Below are 11,554 nucleotides of genomic sequence, written 5' to 3' on the forward strand. Positions count from 1 at the left end.
TCTCACAGGCTTTTCCCTTAGGGTAAAACCATCCTTTGGAGCACCCGCTCGTTCTACCCCGACTGGGAAGTCATTTCGAATCGAGGTATCGTGAGCGATGCATCCGTGGCGCCGGTGGTGTCTTTCACAAAGACCAAGCCCGGAGGCTCCCGCACTAATCCGACCACGGAGTACTCCTCGCTCTTGCGAACAGTTCGCGATGCCGGCCTTCTTCGCCGCCGCACGGGTTTCTACGTGATGATGTTCTCCCTCATCACAGTCGCATTGGGCGGAGCGATCACCGGTTTCATCCTGCTCGGCGACAGCTGGTACCAGCTGCTCATCGCCGGAGCTCTCGGCATCATCCTCACGCAGTACGCGTTTCTCGCACACGAGGCCGCTCACCGCCAGGTCTTCGAATCAGGCAAGGCGAATGACATCGCCGGTCGCGCTTTGGCCAACCTCTTCGTCGGCATCAGCTACTCCTGGTGGATGACCAAGCACAGCCGCCACCACGCGAACCCGAACGTGATCGGCAAGGACACCGACATCGAGCGGGACTTCGTCTCCTTCACCCCCGAGGATGCCGCGCGTGCCAAGGGACTCTACGCCTGGGCCACTCGCCGCCAGGGTTACCTGTTCTTCCCCGCCCTGCTGCTCGAGGGGATCAACCTGCACATCCTCGGCTTCAAGACCGTCTTTGGGCGGGAGAAGGTCGATCGTCGTTGGACCGAGATCAGCATGCTCGTTCCCCGTATCGCGCTCTATGTCGCCGTGATCTTTCTGTTCCTGCCCGTCGGAATGGCCTTCGCCTTCATCGGCGTGCAGGTCGCCGTCTTCGGCCTCTACATGGGAGCGTCCTTCGCCCCGAACCACAAGGGCATGCCGATCCTGCCGCACGACAGCAAGGTCGACTTCCTCCGCCGCCAGGTGCTCACCTCCCGCAACATCACCGGGCTCGGTACGACCACCTTCATGGGCGGCCTCAACTACCAGATCGAGCACCACCTCTTCCCGAACATGCCACGACCTCACCTGGCCAAGGCTCGCGAAATCGCGAAGGAATACTGCGACTCGCACAACATCCTCTACACCGAGACCAGCCTGACGGAGTCCTACGGCATCGTCATCGCCTACCTCAACCGCGTGGGCCTCTCGGCCGGCGGCGACCCATTCGACTGCCCGGCGGCCACCCAGTTCGGACGCTAGTCGGTCGTGGTCGCGCTGAGGTAGGGACCGGCATTTGGCCGCTTGGCCGTGATGCCGTCCCCGGATGACTGGTGGCGGATTCGCCTCAACACCCACGGCACCAGGTACTCTCGCGCCCAGCCGATGTCTTCCACTCTGGCCTGGCGCCAGGGCACCCGAATCAGGGGCTCGGGGTTGTAGGGCTGAAGGTCGTTCTCAACGTTGAGTGCCTCCAGCACCATCCGCGCAATGGCGGTGTGCCCCACGGGGGAGAAGTGCAGCCGATCCGGCGCCCACATCCTCGGGTCCTTCAGCTCCCTCAGCGCCCACATGTCCGCGACGACGAGGTCGTGCCGAAGGGCGATCGCGCGTAGATTCTCGTTGTAGATGGCGACCTTGCCGCGTGACCGATTGAGCACCGGCGTCATGCCGATGTCGGGCCCGTCGAAGAGCACGACGGTCGCGCCATCCGCCCGTAGTCGCGCGACCCCGGCCTCGAGGATGGTCGCGAGCCGATCGGGATCGGTGTTGGGACGGATGATGTCGTTGCCCCCGGCCGAGATCGAGATGAGGTCGGGGCGGAGCGCGAGCGCGACATCCACCTGCTCGTCGAGAATCTGGCGCAGCAGTCGACCGCGAATGGCGAGATTGGCGTAGGCGAAATCGTCGGTCTGCTCGCTGAGCACTTCGGCGACCCGGTCGGCCCACCCGCGGTTTCCGCCGGGACTCCGGGGCTCCGGATCCCCGATGCCCTCGGTGAAGGAGTCGCCGAGGGCGACATAGCGGGACCAGGGATGCTGCTGAGTCATGGTCCTACCCTGCATCAGGTGCGCTCGGCACGCCAAACCGCACCAATACAGGGAATTTGCTGAGAGTCAAGGCCTTGTCCCCCAAATGGGGGAATGGCAGAGTATCCAACGGCATTCGAGATCCGGATGACCACATCAAGACTTTTTGGAGAGAAGACCATGGGAATCATCGGTTGGATCATTCTGGGACTCATCGCCGGCGCTATCGCCAAGGCAATCCTCCCGGGTAGGCAGGGTGGCGGCTGGCTCATCACCCTGGTCCTCGGCGTCGTGGGCGCACTGCTCGGCGGCTTCCTCGCTGGGGCGCTTTTCAATATTCCGATGGGAACGTTCTTCGAGATCCGCACTTGGGTCATCGCGATCCTCGGTTCGATCGTCGTGCTGCTTATCTACGGCCTCGTCACCCGCGGCTCGCGCAGCCGCGCGTAGTCCCCGCGCTGAAGAACATCGGTCCCCTCGCCTTCCGGCGGGGGGACCTTTTCGTGGTGCGCGAGCACAGTGAGGTCGTCCGTCGCGGTTAAGCTCGACTGATGACCAACCCGCAGCCCTTCGGACCCCAGGTGGGTACCTCGGCAGCGGAGCACCTCTCCCCGTCGTTCCCCGAGCGGGCCGCCCGCGGTACGGCGGACAAGCTCCGGGCGTGGCAGCAGGAGGCCATCGCGGAATACTTCCTGCGCGAGCCGAAGGACTTCCTCGTGGCCGCGACCCCGGGCGCCGGCAAGACCACCTTCGCGCTCCGCCTGGTCACGGAGCTCCTCGCGCAGCGCAAGATCGACCGGGTGACCGTCGTCGCCCCGACCGAACATCTCAAGCGGCAGTGGGCGGATGCCGCCCACCGCGTGGGTGTGCGGCTCGATCCGAGCTTCAAGAACGCCCAGGGCTGGGCCGGCAAGCACTTCCACGGTGTCGCGGTCACCTATGCGCAGGTGGCGACACGGGCGGCCCTCCACCGGTCGATGACCGAGGGTGGACGCACCCTGGTGATCCTCGACGAGGTGCACCACGGCGGTGACGCGCTCAGCTGGGGGGACGCCATCCGGGAGGCATTCGAGCCGGCGACTCGGCGTCTCTCCCTCACCGGCACGCCCTTCCGGTCGGACACCTCACCGATCCCGTTCGTGACCTACTACCCGGACGAGCACGGCATCCGCACCTCCCAGGCCGACTACGCCTACGGCTACGGCCGGGCCCTTGCCGACGGCGTCGTGCGCCCGGTGATCTTCCTCGCCTACGCGGGCCGGATGCGCTGGCGCACGCGCACCGGGGACGAGATGGAGGCCCGGCTCGGCGAGGGAGACACCAAGGACATCACGGCCCAGGCCTGGCGCACCGCGCTCGACCCGGAGGGCGAGTGGGTGCCCGCCGTGCTCAAGGCCGCCAATCGCCGCCTCACCGAGGTACGTCACGGCATCCCGGATGCCGGTGGGCTCGTGATCGCTACCGACCACTACGCCGCGCGGGCCTATGCCGACATCCTCGAGAAGGTGACCGGGGAGGCGCCGACGATCGTGCTCTCCGACGAGAAGGCGGCGAGCGACCGCATAGCCCAGTTCGCGGCGTCCGACTCGCGCTGGATGGTGGCGGTGCGCATGGTGTCGGAGGGGGTCGACATCCCGCGCCTCGGAGTCGGTGTCTACGCGACATCCGCCTCGACGCCGCTCTTCTTCGCCCAGGCCATCGGCCGTTTCGTGCGAACCCGGCGCCGGGGTGAGACCGCATCGATCTTCCTGCCGAGCGTGCCATCGCTGCTCGGGCTCGCCTCCGCGATGGAGCTGCAGCGGGACCACGCCCTCGACCGGGATCCGGGCGAAGGGCTCGAGGAGATCCTGCTCGACGACGATGCCGCCGACGAGGCGAACCGGGTCGAATCGGCCTCCGGTGACGCGCTGCTGTTCGACTTCAAGGCCCTCGGCTCCGAGGCGGCCTTCGACCGGGTGCTGTTCGACGGGGACGAATTCGGCGCCGGGGCCGTGCCGGACAGCCTCGAGGAACTCGACTTCATCGGCATCCCCGGGCTCCTGGAACCCGACCAGGTGAAGGAGCTCCTGCGGCACCGCCACCAGCGCCAGGCTCGGCGCATCGGCGACCGCCAGCGCCAGGCCGACGAATCCGGGGCGGATGCGGAGATCGTGCCGCTCTATCGCAACCTCAAGGAGCAGCGCGCGCTGCTCAACAGCCTCGTGGGGATGCGGGCGAAGGGCACCGGGGAGCCGCACGGCATCATCCACGCCGAGTTGCGCCGGATGGCGGGCGGCCCGGCAGTGCCGCAGGCGAGTGTCTCGCAGCTGCAGGCCCGCATCGACCTGTTGCGTCGCGGCCTTCGCAGCTGAGGTCGGTCGCTAACCGGCGAACGCGTCGACGCCGGTGAGCTCGGCGGAGAGTGCCCACAGCCGCTCGGCATCCGCCGGATCGATCGCGTGAGCATCGACTCCGCGAACCCGGGCCTCTGGGGTGCCAGCGACGGTCGGCTCGGCGATGTCGCAGTCCTCGAGGTAGAGCCCACCCCTGCCGTCCAGCTGCGGCGATGTCGCGGCCCAGACTGAGGTGGCCGCGCCTTGCTCGGGAGTCTTGAAGCGATCGTTCACCGTGCCGTCCTCGGTCATCCAGCCGGAGGCGATCATCTCCTCACGAGGGAGGTGGCGTTGCAGCTCTGTCATGATTCCGCCGGGATGCACGGCGAAGGCCCGCACACCGAAGGGGGCACCGAGCGTATCGAGTTGGATGGCGAACAGACTGTCGGCCGTCTTCGCTTGCCCGTAGGCCTGCCACTTGTCGTAGCCGGTCTCGAACTGCGGGTCGTCGAAACGGATTCCGGAGAGCTTATGCCCGGTGGAGGAGAGCGCGATCACCCGTGCACCGCCGTCTCGCTTCAGCGCGGGCCAGAGCAGGTTCGCGAGCACGTAGTGCCCGAGATGGTTCGTGGCGAACTGCGACTCCCAGCCGGGGCCGACCCGCATCTCCGGGGAGGCCATGATCGCGGCATTGTCGATCAGGATGTCGAGGCTGCGGTCGGTCGAGAGGAAGTCCTCGGCGAACGCCCGCACGCTGTCGAGGTCGGCGAGATCCAGCGCGGCGACCTCGACGGCAGCCAAGCCGCGCGCGTCGAGTGCGGCACGGGCCACCTCCGGGCGTCGAGCCGGCACGATCACGGTGGCTCCTGCGCCGACGAGGGCGGCGACCGTCTCGATGCCGAGCCCGGAGTAGCCGCCAGTGACGATGGCCAGCTTTCCCTTCAGATCGATGCCGGCCACGACCTCCGCCGCTGTCGTTCGGGGTCCGAAACCGGAGGGAAGAGGATGCTGTGCAGTGTTCATGAGGTCATGCTAACCCCGCAGTCTCGACATCTCATGGCCGGTTGCCGCGCCTCTCGGCCCATCCGTCGCCAGCAAACGCCTGCCCGAATCGGGGCGGTCCCGCCGCGGCACAGCTTCGCAGAACGGAGCGCGACCGCTCGCTGCTTCCCACCGCCGGCAGTGCCCCCGTGGTCGTCACCTGTGCGGGTTTTCGGCGGCGGAGTCTCTCGGTCGCTCGGTCTCTCGGTCGCTCGCGTGTTCAGCGGAAGTCGCGGGAGGCCGTGCGGGTCGACATCGGCAACGCTTCGAGACGATCGGCGAGCAGGTTCGTGACGCCCTCGGGCGAGCGCTCGAGAATGCCGCGCACGATGAGCGCGGGGGAGTCCCTGGCGACACGGCGGTAACGGTTCCACACCCCGACGCTGCAGATCACGTTGACGAGCCCGCTCTCATCCTCGAGGTTCATGAAGGTGATGCCGCTCGCTGTTGCGGGCCGTTGCCGGTGGGTCACGACGCCGCCCACCTCGATGCGACGGCCGGATTCCGCCGTCTTCAGGTCATCGGAGCGAAGGGCCCCGCGCTGCCGGAGCGAGTCACGCAGGTAACGGAGCGGGTGATCGTCGGGGGAGATTCCGGTGGCCCAGAGGTCGGAGGCAAGCACCTCCGAGGTGCTGGGCATGGAGAACAGCGGCGGCTGAACAGAGACCATGCTGCCGGCGAGAAACTCCTCCCTATCCCGCGCGGCATCTCCCGCGGCCCAGAGCGCTTCCCGCATGCTGAGACCGAGCGACTCGAAGGCGCCGGCAGCGGCGAGAGCCTCGAGCTGGGGGGTGGTGAGCCCCACGCGGCGCACGAGGTTTGCGAGGTGGGTGAAGTCGCCGTTCTCCTCGCGATCGGCGACGATCTTCTTCGCGAGAGTCTCCCCGATGCCGGTGACCTCGGCGAGACCGAGTCGCACCGCGAGGGCTCCGTCGCGACGGTGGTCGTCGGTGTCGAAGTGTGCTTTGCGGTCGTAGCTGCCGACCGGGGGCTGGATGCGGTCGAGGCAGGAGTCGGTGCCCGTCGGCCCGGCGAGTGGTGGGGTCTCGACACGCGCCGTAGACGGCGCTACTCGACCAGCGGGACCCGCCTCCAGCCCCGGCTGCCAGCCCGACCGCAGGATGTCGGGACGCCTCACCTCGACACCGTGCCTGCGGGCATCCGCCACCAGGGAGAGCGGCGAATAGAAGCCCATCGGCTGGGCGCGCAACAGCGACGCGAGAAAGGCCCCGGGATAGTGCAGTCTCAGCCAGGAGCTCGCGTACACGAGCAGCCCGAAGCTGAGGCTGTGGCTCTCGGCGAAACCGAAGTTGGCGAAGGCCTCGATCTTGGCGTAGATGTCGTCGGCGACCTCTCCCACGATGCCGTTGCTCGCCATCCCCCTGTAGAGAGTGGCCCTGAGCGAGGCGATCTTCTCCTGCCCGCGCTTGGATCCCATCGCGCGGCGCAGCAGGTCCGCGTCATCCGCGCTGCAGCCTCCAACGGCCATGGCCATCTGCATCAGCTGTTCTTGAAACACCGGTATGCCCAGAGTGCGCTCCAGCGGCTCCTTCAGCTTCGGATGCTGGTAGGTGATCGCCTCCTCGCCGAGCTTGCGCCGCACGAACGGATGCACCGCCCCACCCTGGATGGGCCCCGGCCGCACCATCGCGATCTGCACCACGAGGTCGTAGAACTTGCGCGGCTGCAACCGGGGGAGCAGGCCCATCTGGGCTCGGCTCTCCACCTGGAACACTCCGATCGAGTCAGCGCGACAGAGCTGGTCATAGACGCCCTGCTCCTCCTTGGGGATCGTGGCGAGCTCCCACTCTTCACCCAGATGCTCCCGCACGAGGTCGAACGTGTGCTGGATGGCGTTGAGCATGCCGAGCCCGAGCAGATCGAACTTGACCAGCCCCATCCAGGCGCAGTCGTCCTTGTCCCACTGCAGCACCGTCCGGCCGTCCATGCGACCGTGCTCGATCGGGCAGACCTCGCCGACGGGCCGATCGGTGAGCACCATGCCGCCGGAGTGGATGCCCAGGTGTCTCGGGAGCTTCAAGGCCTCGAGGGCGAGGTTCGTCACCGCATCCGGGATGTCGTGGTCGACACTCGAGAGCAGCGCACCGTGGCGCTCAACCTGCTTCGACCACGCATCCTGCTGGCCAGGGCTCGCTCCGAGCGCCTTCGCCATATCCCGCACCGCGAATTTGGGCCGGTACTGGATCACGTTGGCCACCTGCGCCGCGTTCTGCCGACCGTATTTCTCGTAGACGTACTGGATCGCCTCCTCACGCCGGTTGGAGTCGAAGTCGACGTCGATGTCGGGCTCCTCCTCCCGCATGCTCGAGAGGAAGCGCTCGAACGGCAGTTTGTAGCCGATCGGGTCGACGGCGGTGATGTTGAGCAGGTAGCAGACCGCGGAGTTCGCGGCCGACCCACGGCCCTGGCAGAGGATGCCGCGATCCCGCGCGAACTTCACGATGTCCCAGACGATGAGGAAGTAGCCCGGGAAGTCCTTCGCCTCGATCACGTCGAGTTCGTGGGCGATACGGTCGCGCTCCGAGGGGGCGAGCTGCGGGTAGCGCACCGGCACGGCATCCCAGACCAGGTGGCGGAGGTAGCTCATCGGGGTGTGCCCCTCGGGAACCTGCTGTTTCGGCAGCTTGGGACGTGCCCGCCGTAACTGGAACGAGAGCTCATCGGCGATCACGACGGTGTGCTCGACGGCACCGGGATAGCGGGCGAATCGCGCCGCCATCTCGGCTCCGGAGCGCAGATGGGCCGCTCCGGATGCCGGCAGCCAGCCATCCATGTCGTCGAGGCTGCGACGGGCGCGCACCGCCGCAAGGGCCGACGCCAGCCGGTACTGCTCCGGCCGCGCGTAGTGCACGTTGCCGGTGGCAACCACCTGAAGCCCGCGCCTCCCCGCGATCTCGAAGAGCGCATCGTTGTGGTCGCTGGCGAGCGGGGTGCCGTGATCGAACAACTCGACGATCACGTTGCGGTGGCCGAACAGGTCGACGAGCCGGTCGATCTGCCGGGTCGCGGCCGCGGGGGACTCCTCGAGAGCCTGCCGCACGGCGCCCTTGCGGCACCCGGTGAGGATCGCCCAGTGCCCCTCCGCGCGGGCGGCGAGCTCGTCGAGGTCGTAGACCGGACGCCCCTTCTCGAGCCCGGCGAGCTGGGCAGCGGTGAGTGCGCCAGCTAGCCGGTGATAGCCCTCCTCGCGGCGGGCGAGCACGAGCAGGTGGCTGCCCTCCGGATCGGCGGAGCCGTTCTGGGGTCGGCTGAGGCCGAGAGAGAGCTCGGCACCGAAGACCGTGTCGATCTGCGGATGCTGCTCCGCCGCCTCCGCGAGGCGCACGACCCCGTAGAAGCCGTCGTGATCGGTCATCGCGAGGGCGTGCAGCCCGAGCCGGGAGGACTCCTCGAGCAACTGTTCGGGGGAGGACGCCCCGTCGAGGAAGCTGAAGCTCGAGTGGGCGTGCAACTCGGCGTACGGCACCAGATCGCCCGCCGGTGCCTGCACTGTCTCGAGTGGCGCCTCATAGGCGCCACGCTTGTGCGACCAACCGGGGCTGTCGCCGCCATCCGCCCTCACCGGCACCTCTCGGGGTCGCCGAACGTCGGACAGCGCCTTCTCGAACTCTGACCAGGGGATCGGCGGGTTGTTCCAAGCCATCAGTCGCCTCCCTGCCGGCTGCCCTGCCGGCTGCCTGCGCGCGAAAGTGGGCGAATGCGGTCATCCCGGGCTGGCGTGCCGACCCGGAATGACCGCATTCGCCCGGATCGCGGGGAGGACGGGGAACACGGGGAGCACGGGCGGCACGGGCGGCACGCGCGGCACTCCACGCCCATCAGTCGTACCTCGCTTCGGCCCACCACACGCGACTGTCGAGCACGAGCAACCAGGCCACCCCGGCATCGTCCACGACCTGGAAACGGCTCGCCCGGCGAAAGCTGTCGGCGTCCCACCAGCGCTCGTCGATGATCCAGGGGCCGGCCCAGGCCGCAACGGGATGCAGGGTGCGGCCATCGGTGGAGAACCTGGCAGGAACGCCGGAGAGCACTCCGCGCTCATCCAGGTCGACGGCACTGCCCGCGGAGTCGATCACCATCGCCGGCTGGGGTGCCTCGAACACGGTGCCGGGCGTCGGGGTGGGCAGTTGACCGGGCCAGGGAAGACCGTCGGGCTTCGCCGTCTCGGTGCGGTCCCCCCACGCCACGAGACTCTGGCGGTCGAGCAGGGTGCGTCCGCCCCCGATCGCGGCGGTGAGCACGGCGCCATGCCCGAGCATGCTCTGCACCCGCGAGAGCCCGTGGTGGATCCGTTCGTCATGCCCGGTGCCCCACAGCCCCTCTTCGTGGTTGCCGATGGCGTCGACGCTCTCTGGCACGACCCGCACCCGGATGATCCCGGAGCTCAGACCACTGCCGAATGGGTTTCCGGCGATGGTGCCGCTGCCCTGCAGTTGCCAGCGCACCCGGTCCACCACATCCGCCGCCGTGAAAGAGCGCGGATGCAGCCAGGTGCGCTCCGACAGCTCTCCCGACTCCGAGTCCACCTCGACGCGGATCGAGGTGCAGACGAGCCGTGCCTGCACCAACTTCTCGATGAAGCGATCTGCGGATGCGCGGAAGCCGAAGGTCACCTGGTCGATGCGGTCGAGTGGCGGTTCGAAGCCCACCGCGCTGTCGAGTTCCTCCGGCACGATCCGGGGCACGACGGCACGACTGTCGAGACCGCGGGCGAGCGCATGCACCCGGGTGCCGGTGTCTCCGAAACGCTGCTCGACATCCCGTGGTTCGAGCAGGGCGAACTCACCGAGAGTGCGGATGCCCAGCCGTCGCAGGAGGGTGGCGAGGGCCTCTTCGCCGAGCAGCCCCACTGGCATGCCCGAGAGGAACTCGGCGGATCCTCCCTCCGGCACGATGCGGATGCGTTGCCGCTGAGGGCTGCGCGCCGCATGCTCCGCGGTGAATGGCCCATCGGCGATACCGACCCGTGAACCGTGGATGCCGAGCGCATCGAGCGCATCGAGCAGCCACAGCGCCGCCTCCTCCTCGCCGCCGTAATAGCGGGCGGGTCCGCGGGCCCGTACCGCACAGGTTCCCGGACGCAGCACCTGGGCTCCGGGCATCGTCTCCTCGATCGCCTCGAGCACCGGCTCGAAGGCGCGGATGTCGAGCGCGGGATCGTAGTCGAGCACCCGGAGTTCCGGACAGCGGGCCTGGGCTTCGCGCAGCCGGAGTCCGCGCCGCACCCCCTCACCGCGCGCCGATGCCGAGCAGGCGAAGACCTGGCCGGCGTCGATGAGGGCGAGTAGGGCATCCGCTGCGGTCGGATTGCTGCCGGTGCCTGTGCCGGTGCCCGCGAGGCGCAGCGCAGCAGTGATGGGCCAGTCGGGGCACCACAGCACGATGGTGCGCAGGGGGGCGCCGGGCGGGGAAAGAGTGGTGGTGCGACGCATCAGGCCGTCGCTTCGTGAAGATGAGCCTCGCGAAGATGAGCCTCGTGCCGGTACGCCTCGTGCAGATGAGCCTCGTGCCGGTTGCTCGTCTCCGGCTGGGTGAACCTGTCGACCTCGGAGAACTGCTCGTTGAGATCGGGCAGCCACAGACGCGCACTCCGCGGGCGCCCGGCGCGACTGGAGACCGTGACCGTGGCCTGCCGGGCGCTGAGATGACCGTTGCCCTGGCCGATACCGCTCCAGCGACTGTCGGAGAGGCTCAGCATCGCCTCGCTCTGCGGCCATGGCCCCAGCACGATGAGGGTCGCCCCGCGCTGCCTCAGCCGGGCGCTCAGGCGCGCGACACTCGAGTCGCTCGCTCGCTTGGGCGGCCGGGTGACGACCACCCCGAGCACATCGGCGATCGCCGCGGTGACGCCGAGCCACTGCTCGCCGGGATGCGGCACAAGCACGAGCCGCTCAAGGTCGATGCCGAAATGCTGGGCAGCCTCCACCCCGAACTCGGGGACGCCGATGACACCGCACCACGAACCCGCCGCAGAGGGACCGGCGAGCAGCGCCATGAGCAGCGTCGCGGAATTATCCACCGAGTAGGTCGCGCCCTCTTTGAGCCCCCCGCCGGGCAGCAGACCGGCGATCGCCGGGTGAGTGGGGATCGTGCGAGTATCGAGAGTGGTCGCCTGCATCGAACGGATGCGCGCCTGAAGCTCTTCGACGGTGGCTCGCGTGGGCGAGTCGTCGAGAACTGCTGCTGCGGAGGCCATTCCCTCATATTCGAACATACATTCGAATA

At 68.1% G+C, this 11,554-nt stretch carries 8 protein-coding genes; 3 read left to right on the forward strand and 5 right to left on the reverse strand.

The window, feature by feature from the left end:
• Window positions 1-90: 90 nt before the first annotated feature.
• Window positions 91-1,188: a fatty acid desaturase family protein gene (locus tag ABIB54_RS10680; protein WP_354575489.1), complete on the forward strand. Its 1,098-nt coding sequence runs from the start codon at window positions 91-93 to the stop codon at window positions 1,186-1,188.
• Here the strand turns inward: ABIB54_RS10680 and ABIB54_RS10685 are convergent.
• Complete coding sequence (locus ABIB54_RS10685) at window positions 1,185-1,976, reverse strand: SGNH/GDSL hydrolase family protein (RefSeq protein ID WP_354575490.1); 792 nt, start codon at window positions 1,974-1,976, stop codon at window positions 1,185-1,187. The genes ABIB54_RS10680 and ABIB54_RS10685 overlap by 4 nt on opposite strands.
• A 159-nt stretch (window positions 1,977-2,135) precedes the next feature.
• On the opposite strand from ABIB54_RS10685, the gene ABIB54_RS10690 reads away from it, so the two are divergent.
• Window positions 2,136-2,405 carry a GlsB/YeaQ/YmgE family stress response membrane protein gene (locus ABIB54_RS10690; RefSeq protein WP_354575598.1) on the forward strand — a complete coding sequence of 90 codons (270 nt, stop codon included), beginning with the start codon at window positions 2,136-2,138 and terminating at the stop codon, window positions 2,403-2,405.
• 101 nt (window positions 2,406-2,506) lie between these two features.
• A complete protein-coding gene (locus tag ABIB54_RS10695; protein ID WP_354575491.1) occupies window positions 2,507-4,306 on the forward strand; it encodes a DEAD/DEAH box helicase in 1,800 nt (599 codons plus the stop codon).
• Window positions 4,307-4,315: 9 nt separating this feature from the next.
• Here the strand turns inward: ABIB54_RS10695 and ABIB54_RS10700 are convergent, their stop codons facing one another.
• The 4 genes from ABIB54_RS10700 to imuA' all read right to left on the reverse strand — a co-directional run bounded on the left by ABIB54_RS10700 (window position 4,316) and on the right by imuA' (window position 11,525).
• Entirely contained in the window at window positions 4,316-5,290 is a 975-nt protein-coding gene (locus tag ABIB54_RS10700; protein WP_354575492.1) for an SDR family NAD(P)-dependent oxidoreductase, read from the reverse strand.
• A 238-nt stretch (window positions 5,291-5,528) separates the two neighbouring features.
• Entirely contained in the window at window positions 5,529-8,972 is a 3,444-nt protein-coding gene (locus ABIB54_RS10705) for an error-prone DNA polymerase (protein WP_354575493.1), read from the reverse strand.
• Between the two features lie 175 nt (window positions 8,973-9,147).
• A complete protein-coding gene (locus tag ABIB54_RS10710) occupies window positions 9,148-10,761 on the reverse strand; it encodes a DNA polymerase Y family protein (protein WP_354575494.1) in 1,614 nt (537 codons plus the stop codon).
• Window positions 10,761-11,525, reverse strand: a complete 765-nt coding sequence (imuA', locus tag ABIB54_RS10715) for a DnaE2-dependent mutagenesis accessory factor ImuA' (protein ID WP_354575495.1) — start codon at window positions 11,523-11,525, stop codon at window positions 10,761-10,763. Before imuA' ends, ABIB54_RS10710 begins: the two co-directional genes overlap by 1 nt.
• Window positions 11,526-11,554 lie beyond the last annotated feature (29 nt).

It is taken from the genome of Frigoribacterium sp. UYMn621 (assembly GCF_040549525.1).
Lineage (GTDB): Bacteria > Actinomycetota > Actinomycetes > Actinomycetales > Microbacteriaceae > Lacisediminihabitans.

Coding starts and splice junctions, on each gene's coding strand:
- ABIB54_RS10695 (WP_354575491.1), top strand. CDS start 2,507: ATGACCAACCCGCAGCCCTTCGGACCCCAGGTGGGTACCTCGGCAGCG.
- ABIB54_RS10700 (WP_354575492.1), bottom strand. CDS start 5,290: ATGAACACTGCACAGCATCCTCTTCCCTCCGGTTTCGGACCCCGAACG.
- ABIB54_RS10705 (WP_354575493.1), bottom strand. CDS start 8,972: ATGGCTTGGAACAACCCGCCGATCCCCTGGTCAGAGTTCGAGAAGGCG.
- ABIB54_RS10685 (WP_354575490.1), bottom strand. CDS start 1,976: ATGACTCAGCAGCATCCCTGGTCCCGCTATGTCGCCCTCGGCGACTCC.
- ABIB54_RS10710 (WP_354575494.1), bottom strand. CDS start 10,761: ATGCGTCGCACCACCACTCTTTCCCCGCCCGGCGCCCCCCTGCGCACC.
- ABIB54_RS10690 (WP_354575598.1), top strand. CDS start 2,136: ATGGGAATCATCGGTTGGATCATTCTGGGACTCATCGCCGGCGCTATC.
- imuA' (WP_354575495.1), bottom strand. CDS start 11,525: ATGGCCTCCGCAGCAGCAGTTCTCGACGACTCGCCCACGCGAGCCACC.